Raw genomic sequence first — 15888 nt, forward strand, 5'->3', positions numbered from 1 at the left:
CGAAAAGCCGCGCTTGTGACTACAATAGCCGCCATTTTTACCACTTGTGGATGGTAACAACTGTATGCGCCAGCAGCCTCATCACCTTGAATTGTTAAGCCCGGCCCGGGATACCGCCATTGCACGTGAAGCCATTTTGCACGGCGCTGACGCCGTTTACATTGGCGGACCGGGTTTTGGTGCGCGTCATAACGCCAGTAACAGCCTGAAAGATATCGCCGAACTGGTACCGTTTGCGCATCGTTACGGGGCGAAAATCTTTGTGACGCTAAATACAATCTTGCATGATGATGAGCTGGAGCCCGCACAGCGATTAATTACCGATCTGTATCAGACCGGCGTTGACGCCCTGATTGTGCAGGATATGGGGATTCTGGAGCTGGATATTCCTCCCATTGAGCTACACGCCAGCACCCAATGTGATATTCGCAGCGTCGAGAAGGCGAAGTTTCTTTCTGACGTCGGATTCACCCAAATTGTCCTCGCACGCGAACTGAGCCTTGAGCAGATAAACGCCATTCATCAGGCTACGGATGCGACTATTGAATTTTTCATTCACGGTGCGCTGTGCGTCGCCTATTCAGGCCAGTGTTATATTTCACATGCGCAAACCGGACGTAGCGCTAACCGCGGTGACTGTTCTCAGGCTTGTCGCCTGCCGTATACCCTGAAAGACGATCAGGGGCGCGTGGTGTCCTATGAAAAACATCTGCTGTCGATGAAAGATAACGATCAGACCGCCAACCTCGGCGCGTTGATTGACGCAGGCGTGCGCTCCTTCAAAATTGAAGGGCGCTATAAAGACATGAGCTATGTGAAGAATATTACCGCGCATTATCGTCAGATGCTGGACGCCATTATTGAAGAGCGCGGCGATCTTGCCCGTTCTTCAGCCGGGCGTACCGAACATTTCTTTACTCCATCCACGGAAAAGACCTTCCATCGCGGCAGCACCGATTATTTTGTGAATGCCCGTAAGGGGGATATCGGCGCATTCGACTCACCAAAGTTCATCGGTCTGCCGGTTGGCGAAGTCCTGAAGGTGGCAAAAGATCATCTCGATGTTGAGGTAACAGAACCGCTGGCCAACGGGGATGGTCTGAACGTGTTAATCAAGCGTGAGGTCGTCGGATTTCGCGCCAACACCGTTGAAAAAACGGGGCACAATCGTTATCGGGTGTGGCCGAATGAAATGCCCGCCGATCTGCACAAAGTGCGCGCCAACCATCCGCTGAACCGCAATCTCGATCATAACTGGCAGCAAGCGTTGACCAAAACCTCCAGCGAACGCCGCGTCGCGGTCGATATTGAGCTGGGCGGCTGGCAGGAACAGTTGATCCTGACGCTCACCAGTGAGGAGGGGGTGAGTATCACCCATACGCTGGACGGCCAGTTTGAGGAAGCGAACAATGCAGAAAAAGCGTTGAGCAACCTAAAGGATGGCCTGGCAAAGCTGGGACAAACGCTGTATTACGCCCGTAATATTCAGGTGAATCTGCCGGGAGCATTGTTCGTGCCGAACGGTCAACTAAATCAGCTGCGACGTGAAGCGGTCGACATGCTGGATGCAACTCGTTTGCAAAACTATCAGCGCGGTCGCCGTAAACCGGTTGCCCAGCCGGCGCCGGTTTACCCGCAAACGCATCTGAGCTTTCTGGCTAACGTCTACAACCATAAAGCGCGAGAGTTTTATCACCGTTATGGCGTGCAGTTGATTGATGCCGCCTATGAGGCGCATGAAGAGAAGGGCGATGTGCCGGTGATGATCACCAAACATTGCCTGCGTTTTGCGTTTAACCTGTGTCCGAAACAGGCGAAAGGAAATATCAAAAGCTGGAAAGCCACGCCGATGCAGTTGGTTAACGGCGATGAGGTCCTGACGCTGAAATTTGATTGCCGACCGTGCGAAATGCACGTGATCGGCAAGATGAAACATCACATTCTGAAGATGCCGTTGCCGGGCAGCGTGGTGGCTTCCGTCAGCCCTGAAGAACTGCTGAAAACGTTGCCAAAGCGTAAAAGCTAACGGTTAGCTCTGATGTGTATCGGGTTTGCGTGATTTTTGCCAGTAATGGTGTTCGCGAAGATCGGCGGCGGATTCTTCCGCCGTCATTCGTAGTTCATCGCTGTCGGCCGTGTGTCGTAATAAGTGATCGGCATCCTGCACCTGAAGATATTCATGTCCCTGATTAGTAGCGAGAAGCTGACCGGAAAAAAGCGCGCTGGCCAGCAATAACACCGTTAACCCTTTCTTAAACATCATGCACCCTCTGGTACGTTAGCTGCGGAATTGACGATAATTTCGCCACGTGACTATTCAATATTTTAATCGGGTTAATGACAATCTCTGTTTTGTCATTTCGATGTTTTTTACATTTTTGTTTAGATAACGTTGGGATTTGTCACAACCGGGCAGTGCAGCGCTGCCCGGTTGTTATCAGAGAGAGACTCAGGATTTAAATCCGGCGGCCGTCATCAAGAGACGAAAGAACATACCAACGGCGGCCAGGGCCAGCACGCTGCCGCCCCAGAGGATCACCAGCCACATCAGGCGTTTCCAGATTGTTTGTTGCATCAATGATACCCCTCACCATGTTGAACTTTGCCGCGGAAAACGTAGTAGCTCCAGAAGGTGTACACCAGGATTATCGGGATAATCAGCAGCGCGCCAACCAACATAAAGCCCTGACTCTGCGCCGGAGCTGCCGCCTGCCACAGCGTAATGGACGGTGGAATGATGTGGGGCCAGATACTGATCCCCAGCCCGCTGAACCCGAGAAAAATCAGCCCCAGCGTCAATACAAAAGGCAGCGTATGGCTGTTTTGCTGACCCAGCGAGCGCCACAGCCAGAGGCTAATCAGCGCAACCAGGAGCGGAACCGGCATCAGGAACCACAGATTGGGCAGGCTAAACCAACGCTCGGCAATGGCGCTGTGCGCCAGCGGCGTCCACAGGCTGATAATGGCAATGACAACCAGCATCGCCAGCAGCAGTTTTCTTGCCACGCAGCGCATTTTATCCTGCAACGGATTTTCGCTTTTCATCACCAGCCATGTTGCCCCCAACAGGGCGTAGGCTACAACCAGGCCCACGCCGCAGAACAGGGTAAAGGGGGTCAGCCAGTCGAAAGGACCGCCGCTGTAGCTGCGTCCGGTGACGGAAAATCCATTGAGTACGGCACCGACCACAATACCCTGAGTGAATGTCGCGAGGATTGAACCGCCGAGAAAAGCTTTATCCCAGAATGGTCGATGCGCCGGCGTGGCTTTGAAGCGAAACTCAAACGCGACGCCGCGAAATATCAGGCCGATGAGCATCAGGGTCAACGGGATCGTTAGCGCATCGACAATCACCGCATAGGCCAGGGGAAAAGCGCCGAATAATCCGGCGCCGCCCAACACCAGCCAGGTTTCATTACCGTCCCATACCGGGGCGACGCTGTTGACCATCACATCGCGGTCATCCGCATCCGAAATCGCAGGGAATAAAATACCGATCCCGAGATCAAAACCGTCCATCACGATATACATCAGCGTGGCGAACACGATAATTACAAACCAGATAACTGATAAATCGATACCCATTAGCGGTGTGCCTCCGGTTGAGAATCGAGAACGACAGCAGAAAGCGGCCGCGCCGGCGTGCCTGTTGGTGGAATGGTCGGTTCATCTTCCTGTGGTCCTTTGCGGATCAGGCGGATCATGTAGCTGTAACCCACGCCAAACACCGAGCTATACACCACAAAGAAAGACAGTAGGCTGATGCTCATATGTAAATCACCATGTGCGGAAACCGCATCCGCCGTACGTTGCAAACCGTAAACCACCCACGGCTGACGGCCAACTTCGGTGGTCACCCAGCCGGCAAGGATGGCAATCAGACCGGAGGGCCCCATCCACAATGCAAAGCGCAGGAAAGGACGTGAGGTGTATAGCCGCTGCTTATAACGCAGCCACAGGGCAAACGCGCCCAGCAGGATCATCAGCATGCCTAACCCTGCCATAATGCGAAACGACCAGAACACGATGGTGGAATTGGGCCTGTCTTCCTTCGGAAATTCTTTTAACGCCGGGACCTGTTTATCCAGACTATGAGTCAGGATCAGGCTGCCCAGCGCCGGGATTTCCAGCCCATAGCGGGTGCGCTCCTGCTCCATATCCGGCCAGCCGAACAACAGCAGCGGGGTCGGTTCATCGGGCGGATTTTCCCAGTGTCCTTCAATCGCCGCAATTTTAGCAGGCTGGTGCTTCAGCGTATTCAACCCGTGCATATCGCCAATTAAGGCCTGCAGCGGAGCGACGATTAACGTCATCCACAGCGCCATTGAAAACATAGCGCGAATTGCTGGCGTGCTATTACCGCGCAATAAATGCCATGCGGCTGATGCCGCGACAAACAGCGCGCTGCTCAGGAAGGCGGCAACGGACATATGCAGCAAACGATAAGGGAATGACGGATTGAAAATCACGGCGAACCAGTCGACGGGAACGACTTGCCCGTTAACAATTTCATAGCCCTGTGGCGTTTGCATCCAGCTGTTGGAGGCGAGGATCCAGAAGGTAGAAATAATAGTACCCAGCGCAACCATACAGGTCGCGAAGAAGTGAAGCCCTGGGCCAACCCGGTTCCAGCCAAACAGCATTACCCCAAGGAAGCCCGCTTCGAGGAAGAAGGCGGTTAATACTTCATAGGTCAGCAGCGGCCCGGTGATGCTACCGGCGAACTCAGAAAAACCACTCCAGTTCGTGCCGAACTGATAAGCCATCACCAGCCCGGAAACCACGCCCATACCAAAGTTTACGGCGAATATTTTCGACCAGAAATGGTATAGCGAGCGCCAGGTCGGATTTTTCGTTTTTAACCATAACCCTTCGAGCACCGCCAGATAACTGGCGAGGCCAATGGTAATCGCCGGAAAGATGATGTGAAAGGATACCGTAAACGCGAACTGGATCCTCGCCAGGTGAAACGCGTCAAGACCGAACATGCTTAGCTCCGCAGGCAAAATTGATTTGGCGCAATTCTAAGGCTGCGAAGCAATGGAAGGCAGAAACAGAACAGTTCTTTTTAACCATAACAGTTGTCGTGCTGTTATAGGTTAGCCTGGCTGATATGAAATCTGGAACCTGGATTCCTGTTATTGAATCGCGTCCTCCCCATGCGAGTGATTTTACGCTATCACTGGCGAGGTAATGAAAAGGTAATCATAAATGTTTACTTTGTGCGTATAATAGACGACAGGGAGGCGCAGTGAAGCAAAGTGAGTTCAGACGCTGGCTTGAATCTCAGGGAGTGGCTGTTACAAACGGCTCAAATCATCTGAAGTTGAGGTACCAGGGAAGGCGTAGCGTTATGCCCAGGCATCCTGGTGATGAAATAAAAGAAGCCTTGCGAAAATCGATCCTGAAGCAGCTTGGTTTACAGTCATCATCAATATGAGGTTAATTATATGAGAGATTTTGAAAAAATCATGCGTTATCCCGTTAATCTAATCCCCGCCGTGGAAGGTGGATTCGTGGTTTCTTTCCCGGATATTCCTGAAGCATTAACTCAGGGCGAAACCCGTCATGGGGCTTTGCAGGCTGCGCAGTCTGCATTGGTGACCGCTTTTGAATTCTATTTCGACGATAACGAACCGATTCCTTTACCTTCGGCGGTTGGCACTGAAGGTGACTATGTGGAAATCCCCCTGAGCATTGCGTCGAAGGTTCTTTTGTTAAATGCCTTTCTTGAATCAAAAATCACCCAGCAGGAGCTGGCAAACAGAATCGGCAGGCCTAAGCAGGAAATTACCCGTTTGTTCGATTTAAAGCACGCGACAAAAATTGATGCTGTGCAAATAGCTGCACGCGCCTTAGGCAAGGAGCTGTCAGTAACGATGTTGTAAAACTGTTAACTATAACAGTTATAAAAAACACCTTGATTATGTAAACTGATATATACAGTGCTTGTCACCGACACCAATTATCAGGACGAAAAATGAAAAAATACCAGCGACTGGCTGAGCAAATTCGCGATCAAATCGCGTCTGGCGTATGGCAGCCCGGCGATCGCTTGCCATCCTTGCGCGAGCAGGTGGTCAGCAGTGGCATGAGTTTTATGACCGTCGGACATGCATATCAGTTGCTGGAAAGTCAGGGTCGGATTATCGCCCGACCGCAGTCGGGTTACTATGTTGCCGCGCGCCCTGAACGTGAGCTGGCAGCGCCGCAGGCGCAGGTGATGCGCGATGAAGCGGTGGATATCAACACCTATATTTTTGATATGTTGCAGGCCAGCCGGGATGCGTCAGTGATGCCATTTGCCTCTGCATTCCCCGACCCGCGTCTGTTTCCCCTCCAGCAGTTGAACCGCTCGCTGGCGCAGGTCAGTAAAACCGCGACCGCCATGAGCGTGATAGAAAACCTGCCGCCGGGAAATGATGAGCTGCGCCATGCCATTGCCCGCCGCTATGCTCAACAGGGGATGACCATTTCACCTGATGAAATTGTCATCACTACCGGTGCGCTGGATGCCCTCAACCTGAGCCTGCAGGCGGTTACCGAACCGGGAGACTGGGTAATTGTCGAAAACCCCTGTTTCTACGGGGCGTTGCAGGCCCTGGAGCGATTACGGCTGAAGGCGCTTTCGATTGCCACCGACGTGAAAGAGGGGATCGATCTTACCGCGCTGGAGCAAGCGTTGCAGGAGTATCCGGTAAAAGCCTGCTGGCTGATGACCAACAGCCAAAATCCGCTGGGTTTTACGCTCAGCCCAGAGAAAAAGGCGCACCTGGTCGCATTGCTGGAAAAATATCATGTAATGCTGATAGAAGATGATGTCTACAGCGAGCTGTACTTTGGTCGCGAAAAACCACTGCCTGCCAAAGCCTGGGATCGCGCCGACAGCGTTTTGCATTGTTCGTCTTTCTCGAAGTGCCTGGTGCCCGGATTTCGCGTGGGCTGGGTGGCGGCCGGGAAGCATGCTCGACGTATTCAGCGACTCCAGCTCATGAGCACGTTATCCACCAGTTCCCCCATGCAGCTTGCGCTCGTGGATTATCTGTCAACCCGGCGCTATGACGCGCATCTGCGCCGCTTACGCCGTCAACTGGCGGAACGCAAACAGCAGGCCTGGCAAACGTTGCTGCGCCATCTTCCGGCGGAAGTCAAAATTCACCATAACGACAGCGGCTATTTTCTGTGGCTGGAACTGCCAGAACCGCTTGATGCAGGCGTGCTCAGCACCCAGGCACTGGCGCACCATATCAGCATTGCACCGGGAAAAATGTTTTCGACCTCGGGGAGCTGGACTCGTTTCTTTCGCTTTAATACCGCATGGCACTGGGGAGAGCGTGAGGAACAGGCAGTGAAACAGCTGGGAAAATTAATTCGCGAGATGATGAAATAAAACGTAACGCGCTATTCAATATAAAAGAATAGCGCGTTCTTATTTTCGAAATAGAGAATACCTAACCCCGATGTTATTTATATCGGGTGCTACCATACAAAAAATCAATAGTTCTTACTATTGCCACCGTTGCACCTAACTCCTTGTCTATACTCCAGAAGATTAAAGCTCCCGATTAGCGTCAGTAGCGTAATGAGCGTTAGCTCACAACCTGATTAAATTTCCTTGCGCCAGCAGGAACGCTTACAACACCCCGACTATTTTTAGGAAAGGACATATATTTACGGCAAGGCTGCCGCTCAATATTTTTTAGACAGGAGTAAGACGTTATGAGCAAGCAGTTTGCCCTCAGTAGCCTGTGCGCACTCAGTATGACGCTGATGACTGCACAGGCAGCCGAACCCCCGACATCCTTAGATAAACCGGAAGGCCGTCTGGATATTATTGCCTGGCCGGGCTACATCGAACGTGGACAGACCGATAAACAATATGATTGGGTCTCGCAGTTTGAGAAAGAGACCGGCTGCGCGGTCAATGTTAAAACAGCGGCCACTTCTGATGAAATGGTCAGCCTGATGGCAAAAGGCGGCTACGACCTGGTTACCGCTTCCGGTGATGCCTCATTGCGTCTGATTATGGGAAAACGCGTTCAGCCGATTAATACCGCGCTGATCCCTAACTGGAAAAGCATCGATCCGCGCGTGGTAAAAGGCGAGTGGTTTAACGTTGGCGGAAAAGTTTACGGCACACCGTACCAGTGGGGGCCAAACCTGCTGATGTACAACACCAAAATTTTCCCAACGCCGCCGGATAGCTGGAACGTGGTATTTGTTGAGCAAAAACTTGGGGACGGAAAAAGCAATAAAGGGCGCGTTCAAGCCTACGATGGCCCGATCTATATTGCCGATGCTGCATTATTCGTTAAGGCGACTCAGCCGCAACTGGGCATTACCGATCCCTATCAGCTCACCGAACAACAGTATCAGGCGGTGATCAAAGTTCTGAGCGATCAACACGCGCTGATCCATCGCTATTGGCACGATACCACCGTGCAAATGAGCGACTTCAAAAATGAAGGTGTGGTGGCGTCCAGCGCCTGGCCTTATCAGGCGAACGCCCTGAAAGGAGAAGGCCAGCCTATTGCCACGGTCTTCCCAAAAGAAGGGGTTACCGGATGGGCTGATACCACCATGCTGCACAGCGAAGCCAAACACCCGGTGTGCGCTTACAAATGGATGAACTGGTCATTAACCCCGAAAGTTCAGGGCGACGTCGCAGCCTGGTTTGGTTCTCTGCCAGTCGTGCCTGAAGGTTGTAAAGCCAGCCCGCTGCTGGGTGAAAAGGGCTGTGAAACCAACGGCTATAGCTACTTTGACAAAATTGCCTTCTGGAAAACGCCGATCGCAGAAGGTGGCAAATTCGTTCCTTACAGTCGCTGGACGCAGGATTACATCGCCATTATGGGCGGTCGTTAATTCCGCTGGGGGTTTTATGACGTACGCAGTGGAGTTTCATAACGTCTCGCGTCTGTACGGGGATGTTCGTGCAGTCGATGGGGTGAGTATTGCGATTAACGACGGTGAGTTTTTCTCTATGCTGGGGCCATCCGGCTCCGGCAAGACCACTTGTCTGCGCCTTATTGCAGGGTTCGAGCAACTGTCAGGCGGCGCAATCACCATTTTTGGTAAGCAGGCCAGCGAATTGCCGCCCTGGGAACGGGACGTCAATACGGTATTTCAGGATTATGCGCTATTCCCGCATATGTCGATTCTCGACAATGTCGCCTACGGGCTGATGGTCAAAGGTATTGATAAAAAACAGCGTCACGCTAAAGCACGTGAAGCACTGGATAAGGTTGCGCTCGGTTTTGTTTATGAACGCAAACCATCGCAACTCTCCGGTGGTCAGCGGCAACGCGTGGCGATTGCCCGCGCGCTGGTCAATGAACCGCGCGTCCTGCTGTTGGATGAACCGCTCGGGGCATTGGATCTTAAGCTGCGTGAGCAGATGCAGCTGGAACTGAAAAAGCTACAGCAATCCCTGGGTATCACCTTCATTTTTGTCACCCACGATCAGGGTGAAGCCCTGTCGATGTCCGATCGTGTGGCGGTGTTTAATAATGGTCGCATCGAACAGGTGGATTCTCCGCGTGAACTGTACATGCGTCCGCGCACACCGTTTGTGGCAAGTTTCGTCGGGACGTCAAATGTTTTTGATGAAACGATGTCAGCGAACGTTTGCGGGCTACAGGGTATGTTTTCCCTGCGTCCGGAACACATTCGCTTGAATGATACCAGTGGTGAAGTCCAGGCCCGGGGGGTTATCCAGGCAGTGCAGTACCAGGGTGCCGCGACACGTTTTGAGCTGAAACTTGTCGGCGGTGAAAAATTGCTGGTTAGCCAGGCGAACCTGACGGGAGAAATGCTGCCGACAACGCTGTCGCCAGGTCAACAGGTGATGGCATCGTGGTCACGCGACGTGATGGTACCGCTGGTTGAGGAGAGGTGAATGGCTATGAATGTCTTACATTCGCCTCCACAGTCGACAAGTCTGAACCGGATCTCAGGGTTCTTCTGGCGTAATCCAGGTCTGGGGCTGTTTTTGCTGCTCCTCGGACCGCTGATGTGGTTTGGGATCGTCTACTTCGGCTCATTACTGACGCTGTTATGGCAAGGTTTTTATACCTTCGATGATTTCACCATGTCGGTCACGCCCGACCTGACGCTGGCGAATTTGCAGGCGCTGTTTAATCCCGCCAACTACGACATCATTTTGCGTACCCTGACGATGGCGGTGGCGGTCACCATTGCCAGCGCGATTCTGGCGTTTCCGATGGCGTGGTATATGGCGCGATATACCAGTGGCAAAATGAAAGCCTTTTTTTACATTGCTGTGATGTTGCCGATGTGGGCCAGCTACATTGTTAAAGCCTACGCATGGACGTTACTGTTGGCTAAAGACGGGGTGGCGCAGTGGTTTTTAACTCATCTGGGACTGGAGCCTCTGCTGCTTTCGTTCCTGACGCTACCTGCGGTAGGCGGCAATACGTTGTCGACTTCAGGGTTAGGGCGTTTTCTGGTGTTCGTCTACATCTGGCTGCCGTTTATGATCCTGCCGGTACAAGCCGCGCTGGAGAGACTTCCGCCTTCGCTCTTACAGGCCTCCGCTGATTTGGGCGCACGTCCGCATCAGACTTTCCGCTATGTGGTCCTGCCACTGGCGATACCCGGTATCGCGGCAGGGTCGATCTTTACCTTCTCTCTGACGTTGGGCGATTTTATCGTGCCGCAACTGGTGGGGCCGCCAGGCTATTTCATCGGCAATATGGTGTATTCGCAACAAGGGGCGATCGGCAACATGCCGATGGCGGCGGCATTTACTCTGGTGCCGATTGTGTTAATCGCACTGTATCTGGCGTTCGTGAAGCGTCTGGGAGCTTTTGATGCACTCTGAACGCGCGCCCTGGTTACTCAAACTGGCGGCATGGGGCGGGGTTATTTTCCTGCACTTTCCCATCCTCATCATCGCCACCTATGCTTTTAATACTGAGGAGGCTGCTTTTAGTTTTCCACCGCAGGGGTTAACGCTGAAGTGGTTTAGCGTTGCGGCGCAACGTAGCGATATTCTGGAATCGGTGACGTTGTCACTTAAAATCGCTGCATTGTCGACGGCCATTGCCCTCGTTCTGGGGACGCTGGCCGCTGCCGCACTGTGGCGCAGGGACTTTTTTGGTAAAAGCGCAATATCGCTGTTGCTGCTGTTGCCGATCGCGCTGCCGGGGATTATTACCGGTCTGGCGCTACTGACGGCGTTTAAAACTATCAACCTGGAACCCGGTTTTCTCACCATCGTGGTCGGCCATGCGACGTTTTGCGTGGTGGTGGTGTTTAACAACGTCGTGGCGCGTTTTCGCCGTACCTCATGGAGTCTGGTTGAAGCGTCTATGGATCTTGGCGCCAACGGCTGGCAAACCTTTCGTTATGTCGTGCTGCCAAATCTGGCGTCGGCACTGCTGGCGGGAGGGATGCTGGCGTTTGCTTTGTCGTTTGATGAAATCATCGTGACAACGTTCACCGCCGGACATGAAAGAACACTTCCTTTGTGGCTGCTCAATCAACTGGGTCGACCACGAGATGTGCCTGTCACCAACGTTGTGGCATTGCTGGTAATGCTGGTGACAACACTGCCAATTTTAGGGGCCTGGTGGCTAACGCGTGAAGGCGACACTCTCGCCGGAAACGGTAAATAAACGACGATATGGGAAATTGCTATGCAACATCAATTACTGATTAATGGCGAGCTGGTCAACGGTGAAGGTGAAAAGCAGTCAGTCTATAACCCTGCCACTGGAGAACGCATTCTGGAGATTGCCGAGGCGTCAGCCGGGCAGGTTGATGCGGCGGTACGTGCAGCAGATAGCGCATTTGCCACCTGGGGACAAAACACACCGAAAGTCCGTTCCGAACTGCTGCTGAAACTGGCGGATGCTATCGCCGATAACGCGCAAACCTTCGCTGAGCTGGAATCGCTTAACTGTGGTAAGCCGCTGCACTGTGTCCTTAACGATGAAATTCCGGCAATCGTCGACGTTTTCCGCTTCTTCGCCGGGGCAGCTCGTACCCTGCAAGGACAGGCGGCTGGAGAGTATCTGGAAGGGCATACGTCGATGATTCGGCGGGATCCGCTGGGCGTGGTGGCCTCTATCGCGCCGTGGAACTACCCGCTGATGATGGCGGCGTGGAAGCTGGCACCGGCGCTGGCGGCGGGTAACTGCGTGGTGATTAAACCGTCAGAAATCACCCCGCTAACCGCTCTTAAACTGGCTGAATTTGCCAAAGATATTTATCCGCCTGGCGTTATCAACGTGCTGTTTGGCCGTGGCAAAACGGTGGGTGACCCGCTGACCGGTCATGAAAAAGTCCGGATGGTTTCCCTGACCGGCTCCATTGCGACCGGTGAACACATTATCCAGCACACCGCGCCTTCGATTAAGCGCACACATATGGAGCTGGGCGGCAAAGCCCCGGTCATCATTTTTGATGATGCCGATCTGGATGCAGTGGTGAGCGGCGTGCGAACCTTTGGGTATTACAACGCCGGGCAAGACTGTACCGCCGCTTGTCGAATCTATGCCCAGAAAGGCATTTATGACGCGTTGGTTGAGAAACTTGGTGCCGCGGTTGCCAGTCTGAAAATCGGTGCACCGAATGACGAATCGACTGAGCTGGGGCCGGTAAGCTCGCAGGCGCACCTCGATCGCGTGACTAAAGCGGTCGATGAAGCCAAAGCACTGGGGCATATCAAAGTCATCACCGGTGGTAAAAAAGTGGACGGCGCAGGCTACTACTTTGCTCCGACGCTGCTGGCCGGAGCGAAGCAGGAAGATGCTATCGTGCAGCGGGAAGTTTTCGGTCCGGTGGTCAGCGTCACCGTATTTGAGGATGAAGATCAGGTGCTGGCGTGGGCTAACGATTCGAAATACGGCCTGGCATCCTCCGTCTGGACTCGGGATGTGGGGCGCGCGCATCGAATTAGCGCTCGCCTGCAGTATGGTTGCACCTGGGTCAATACCCACTTCACGCTGGTCAGCGAGATGCCGCACGGCGGACAAAAACAGTCTGGTTATGGCAAGGATATGTCGGTTTACGGGCTGGAAGATTACACGATTGTTCGCCATGTCATGATCAAGCATGAGTAATATCTGAAGCGCGAGCAATAAATGCGGCACGGATAGCTAAATACTGGCAAACGTGTGTCTATATTATTCGCGCCACTGGCCTCGTCGCCATCGGACGGCGGTAAGTTGGAAATATCCGCGAGGTCAGGCTATTAATACAACAAAGCCCCGGCTTAATGTCAGGGCTTTGTGCTTTCAGGATCGTCATCCGATTATCCGCGCCGCAAGCTGCAAATCCAGGCGAGTAGCGCACAGACGCTCAGAACCAGCCCCAGTTGTTGCACCATGCCTGCCACCCCCAGCATCATTCCCAGCAACAGGTAATAGCTTAATCCGAATAATGCACCGGCGGCCCCGGCCTGTTCACGATAGTGGCGTAGGACCTGACTCAGCACATTGGGGATTGCGATGCCATAGGCAATCACCGCGCCGAAAACCGGTATCAGAATCCACGCGGAGTGCTGTAACCACCACGCGGCGAGGCCTGACAATGCTGCCAGCGCACAGGCATAACGTACCCTCTGTTCCGACGTCAGGTCCGTCGTCAATAATCTCCGGTTCAGCAGGCTGCCCGACAGCGAAGCAAACGCAAGTAGTCCCCCCGTCCAGCCAAAGGCTCTGGAACTCCATCCCAATTGCCCGAAAAGAAACGGAGCCAGGCTGTAATAGCTAAACAGCATGGTGTTCAGCAGTGCAACCAGCATGGTATTTTTCCACAGCTCGCGGTCACGCATCATGCGGGAGAGCAGTGCAGCAAGGCTGGGTCTGAGCGTATTTTCGGGCCGGGTTTCTGGCAGCATGGTCGCAGTCAGTAGCAGCAGTAGCAGCGCCAGCAGCACAAGGGCAATAAATACACCGGTATGACCATACAGGCTAACCAACCAACCTCCGCTTAGCAGGCCGAAAACGGGACTCAATGCCAGCGCAGCGCCCATCACGGAAAAGACGCGGGATAGTGCAGTTGATTCATATGTGTCCCGTAACATGGTCTGTACCACCACTGACCCGGCAGCCGCGCCGATGGCTGAGATCATCCGCGCCAGCAGCAAAACGCTGAAGTCAGTGGCAACCACGGCCAGGGCACAACCTGACCCATAGCAGATAAGTCCTGCCAGCATCGCCCAACGTCGACCGATGCAGTCGCTCAGCCAACCCCACATCGCCACGCCGATGGCGAAGGCAATAAAATAAACGGAGAGTGTTTGGGCCGCGCGCTCACTGCTTACGTGATAAGACGTGGCGATTCCTGGCAATGCCGGGCTATAAATGGTTTCCACCAGTTGCGGAAACATAATCAGCAAAGTAAGAAGCCACAGCGGCGGGCGGCGAAGAGTGTTCATAGCAATATCCAGAGAGACAGAAAACTGGCGGGCATTATTGCTGAAAGGGAGGTGTCGCATTACCATTATCAAGACTTTAAATATCAACTATCGGACAGATAATGGAAATTGCTCCGGATGATGATTTCGATGCGGATAGCTTTGATAAACCGGTAATCGGGATTGCCTCCGAGATGGGCGTACACGATTCCGGCCGGCATAGCCATCTTCGTCATCAGCTACTTTTTTCGGCAGCGGGAAGCATTACGATTGAGCTGGAGCATGCCCTGTGTCTGCTACCGCCACGGCGCGCGGTCTGGATCCCGGCTGGTACGGTACATCGCGCCATAATGCGTGGCGTGATGGCTTATCGTTCGTTGTATTTTTCAACTACATTGCCGTTATCTAAATTACCGCTGCAGATAGTCGACGTTAATCCTCTCTTTTTTGAAGTAATAGAACGTATGGCTTTCTGGCCATGGGAAATGCCTGCCGCGCAGCAGGCCAGTCTTATCACCGTTTTCTGTGAGGAAATGCGGGCCGCCCACAGTGAAAACTGGACGTTGCAGTTTCCCTCAGATCCACGGCTGAACGTGTGGCTTGAAGGAGTACGTATGGGCGAATTGCCACCACGACTAAATCAATTATCCCAACGGGTTGGGGCATGCGAGAGGACGATCAGTCGAATATTTACCAGGGATACCGGGATGAATTATCAGAGCTGGCGGCAGCAATTTAGACTATTAAAAGCCATGGAGATGCTGGCTGACGGGGGACAGATCAGCCAGGTGGCGCAATATCTGGAATTTGTCAGTGACAGTGCTTTTATCGCTTTTTTCCATCAGCATACCGGCACAACACCGAGCCGTTATGCGGGCAATATAATGCCGCAGAAGGATTAGGGGTATTACATACTAAGGATAATTTACCGGGTGGCAGGAGAGTGGGAAAATCGTGTACTAATGGCAGAGAGAAGAGTCTCTCTGCCAGCGGACGCTGCAATTAATCAAGAAGAACGACATCAAGCAAACCAGCCAAACCTTGCGGAAATCAGACTGAAAAGTCCTACAGCAGCAAATATATTTATCAGCACCACAGTTTTACTGGAAACATTCATTTGTGCCACCTTTCGTTTTAACCCTTATGGGTATAGTACGGGTTATAACTATCCGCAATAGTACGGATTCTGAACATAATGAAAACGGCTTGTTTTACCGGCGTTTCTCTTAAAATAATTAATAAAACTTGATGTGGGTCATGAAAAAGAGCATATTGCGCGCGATTTTACCTTTCGGCCCGGATGCCTGACATGTCTCTGTACCAAAAAATGCTGGTTTTTTATGCGGTGATGGCCGCTATCACGGCAATCATCACCTGGTTTCTTTCCCGCGATAAAAAGCGGATTCGTTTTCTCAGCGCGGTATTAGTCGGGGCGACCTGGCCGATGAGTTTTCCCGTCGCGTTAATGTTTTCTCTCTTCTGATGACGGCGTAAACGCCGTT

The 15888-nt window shown here is 52.8% G+C and carries 17 protein-coding genes; 11 read left to right on the forward strand and 6 right to left on the reverse strand.

All coding sequences use genetic code 11. The features are described 5' to 3' along the window. Nucleotides 1-64: 64 nt before the first annotated feature. Entirely contained in the window at nt 65-2026 is a 1962-nt protein-coding gene (locus HVZ39_RS12765; RefSeq protein ID WP_181632496.1) for a U32 family peptidase, read from the forward strand. A gap of 3 nt (nt 2027-2029) precedes the next feature. On the opposite strand, the gene HVZ39_RS12770 is transcribed toward HVZ39_RS12765, so the two are convergent. The 4 genes from HVZ39_RS12770 to HVZ39_RS12785 form a co-directional block, all read right to left on the reverse strand. Beyond that, entirely contained in the window at nt 2030-2260 is a 231-nt protein-coding gene (locus tag HVZ39_RS12770; RefSeq protein ID WP_016153158.1) for a DUF2554 family protein, read from the reverse strand. Between the two features lie 189 nt (nt 2261-2449). After that, entirely contained in the window at nt 2450-2575 is a 126-nt protein-coding gene (locus HVZ39_RS12775) for a DUF2474 domain-containing protein (RefSeq protein WP_003020230.1), read from the reverse strand. Beyond that, the gene (cydB, locus tag HVZ39_RS12780) at nt 2575-3585 is read right to left on the reverse strand and encodes a cytochrome d ubiquinol oxidase subunit II (protein WP_016153157.1); all 1011 of its coding nucleotides are present in this window, start codon (nt 3583-3585) and stop codon (nt 2575-2577) included. Before cydB ends, HVZ39_RS12775 begins: the two co-directional genes overlap by 1 nt. After that, nucleotides 3585-4988, reverse strand: a complete 1404-nt coding sequence (locus HVZ39_RS12785) for a cytochrome ubiquinol oxidase subunit I (RefSeq protein WP_181632497.1) — start codon at nt 4986-4988, stop codon at nt 3585-3587. Before HVZ39_RS12785 ends, cydB begins: the two co-directional genes overlap by 1 nt. Before the next feature lie 263 nt (nt 4989-5251). Here HVZ39_RS12785 and HVZ39_RS12790 point away from each other — a divergent pair, with 263 nt between their 5' ends. From HVZ39_RS12790 to patD, 8 genes are all read left to right on the forward strand, one after another. Then, entirely contained in the window at nt 5252-5440 is a 189-nt protein-coding gene (locus tag HVZ39_RS12790; protein ID WP_049259794.1) for a type II toxin-antitoxin system HicA family toxin, read from the forward strand. Nucleotides 5441-5471: 31 nt separating this feature from the next. Continuing rightward, nucleotides 5472-5888 carry a type II toxin-antitoxin system HicB family antitoxin gene (locus HVZ39_RS12795; RefSeq protein ID WP_131382557.1) on the forward strand — a complete coding sequence of 139 codons (417 nt, stop codon included), beginning with the start codon at nt 5472-5474 and terminating at the stop codon, nt 5886-5888. 92 nt (nt 5889-5980) lie between these two features. Continuing rightward, a complete protein-coding gene (locus HVZ39_RS12800) occupies nt 5981-7390 on the forward strand; it encodes a PLP-dependent aminotransferase family protein (RefSeq protein ID WP_019076828.1) in 1410 nt (469 codons plus the stop codon). Nucleotides 7391-7719: 329 nt separating this feature from the next. Beyond that, a complete protein-coding gene (gene ydcS / locus HVZ39_RS12805; protein WP_016153154.1) occupies nt 7720-8865 on the forward strand; it encodes a putative ABC transporter substrate-binding protein YdcS in 1146 nt (381 codons plus the stop codon). A gap of 16 nt (nt 8866-8881) precedes the next feature. After that, nucleotides 8882-9898, forward strand: a complete 1017-nt coding sequence (locus HVZ39_RS12810) for an ABC transporter ATP-binding protein (protein WP_016156582.1) — start codon at nt 8882-8884, stop codon at nt 9896-9898. After that, the gene (locus HVZ39_RS12815) at nt 9899-10843 is read left to right on the forward strand and encodes an ABC transporter permease (RefSeq protein WP_016153152.1); all 945 of its coding nucleotides are present in this window, start codon (nt 9899-9901) and stop codon (nt 10841-10843) included. Beyond that, on the forward strand, nt 10833-11639 hold the full coding sequence (locus tag HVZ39_RS12820; protein WP_003020204.1) for an ABC transporter permease: 807 nt from the start codon (nt 10833-10835) through the stop codon (nt 11637-11639). The genes HVZ39_RS12815 and HVZ39_RS12820 overlap by 11 nt, the downstream gene beginning before the upstream one ends. Before the next feature lie 21 nt (nt 11640-11660). Continuing rightward, complete coding sequence (patD, locus tag HVZ39_RS12825; RefSeq protein WP_181632498.1) at nt 11661-13088, forward strand: aminobutyraldehyde dehydrogenase; 1428 nt, start codon at nt 11661-11663, stop codon at nt 13086-13088. A 191-nt stretch (nt 13089-13279) separates the two neighbouring features. Here the strand turns inward: patD and HVZ39_RS12830 are convergent, their stop codons facing one another. Further along, nucleotides 13280-14407: a multidrug effflux MFS transporter gene (locus HVZ39_RS12830; protein ID WP_181632499.1), complete on the reverse strand. Its 1128-nt coding sequence runs from the start codon at nt 14405-14407 to the stop codon at nt 13280-13282. A gap of 101 nt (nt 14408-14508) precedes the next feature. Here HVZ39_RS12830 and HVZ39_RS12835 point away from each other — a divergent pair, with 101 nt between their 5' ends. Next, the gene (locus tag HVZ39_RS12835; protein ID WP_047417382.1) at nt 14509-15288 is read left to right on the forward strand and encodes a helix-turn-helix transcriptional regulator; all 780 of its coding nucleotides are present in this window, start codon (nt 14509-14511) and stop codon (nt 15286-15288) included. Between the two features lie 119 nt (nt 15289-15407). On the opposite strand, the gene yncL is transcribed toward HVZ39_RS12835, so the two are convergent. Beyond that, nucleotides 15408-15503, reverse strand: a complete 96-nt coding sequence (gene yncL / locus HVZ39_RS12840) for a stress response membrane protein YncL (protein ID WP_071524268.1) — start codon at nt 15501-15503, stop codon at nt 15408-15410. A 192-nt stretch (nt 15504-15695) separates the two neighbouring features. Between yncL and HVZ39_RS12845 the strand changes: the two genes are divergently transcribed. Beyond that, on the forward strand, nt 15696-15869 hold the full coding sequence (locus HVZ39_RS12845; RefSeq protein ID WP_016153148.1) for a GhoT/OrtT family toxin: 174 nt from the start codon (nt 15696-15698) through the stop codon (nt 15867-15869). The last annotated feature ends 19 nt before the right edge of the window (nt 15870-15888 follow it).

This window comes from Citrobacter sp. RHB35-C21, from assembly GCF_013816515.1.
GTDB lineage: Bacteria > Pseudomonadota > Gammaproteobacteria > Enterobacterales > Enterobacteriaceae > Citrobacter > Citrobacter braakii.

Bases quoted from the DNA above. Each gene is read 5' to 3' on its own strand.
- HVZ39_RS12765 (WP_181632496.1), top strand. From the start codon at position 65: ATGCGCCAGCAGCCTCATCACCTTGAATTGTTAAGCCCGGCCCGGGAT.
- HVZ39_RS12770 (WP_016153158.1), bottom strand. From the start codon at position 2,260: ATGTTTAAGAAAGGGTTAACGGTGTTATTGCTGGCCAGCGCGCTTTTT.
- HVZ39_RS12775 (WP_003020230.1), bottom strand. From the start codon at position 2,575: ATGCAACAAACAATCTGGAAACGCCTGATGTGGCTGGTGATCCTCTGG.
- cydB (WP_016153157.1), bottom strand. From the start codon at position 3,585: ATGGGTATCGATTTATCAGTTATCTGGTTTGTAATTATCGTGTTCGCC.
- HVZ39_RS12785 (WP_181632497.1), bottom strand. From the start codon at position 4,988: ATGTTCGGTCTTGACGCGTTTCACCTGGCGAGGATCCAGTTCGCGTTT.
- HVZ39_RS12795 (WP_131382557.1), top strand. From the start codon at position 5,472: ATGCGTTATCCCGTTAATCTAATCCCCGCCGTGGAAGGTGGATTCGTG.
- HVZ39_RS12800 (WP_019076828.1), top strand. From the start codon at position 5,981: ATGAAAAAATACCAGCGACTGGCTGAGCAAATTCGCGATCAAATCGCG.
- ydcS (WP_016153154.1), top strand. From the start codon at position 7,720: ATGAGCAAGCAGTTTGCCCTCAGTAGCCTGTGCGCACTCAGTATGACG.
- HVZ39_RS12810 (WP_016156582.1), top strand. From the start codon at position 8,882: ATGACGTACGCAGTGGAGTTTCATAACGTCTCGCGTCTGTACGGGGAT.
- HVZ39_RS12815 (WP_016153152.1), top strand. From the start codon at position 9,899: ATGGCTATGAATGTCTTACATTCGCCTCCACAGTCGACAAGTCTGAAC.
- HVZ39_RS12820 (WP_003020204.1), top strand. From the start codon at position 10,833: ATGCACTCTGAACGCGCGCCCTGGTTACTCAAACTGGCGGCATGGGGC.
- patD (WP_181632498.1), top strand. From the start codon at position 11,661: ATGCAACATCAATTACTGATTAATGGCGAGCTGGTCAACGGTGAAGGT.
- HVZ39_RS12830 (WP_181632499.1), bottom strand. From the start codon at position 14,407: ATGAACACTCTTCGCCGCCCGCCGCTGTGGCTTCTTACTTTGCTGATT.
- HVZ39_RS12835 (WP_047417382.1), top strand. From the start codon at position 14,509: ATGGAAATTGCTCCGGATGATGATTTCGATGCGGATAGCTTTGATAAA.
- yncL (WP_071524268.1), bottom strand. From the start codon at position 15,503: ATGAATGTTTCCAGTAAAACTGTGGTGCTGATAAATATATTTGCTGCT.
- HVZ39_RS12845 (WP_016153148.1), top strand. From the start codon at position 15,696: ATGTCTCTGTACCAAAAAATGCTGGTTTTTTATGCGGTGATGGCCGCT.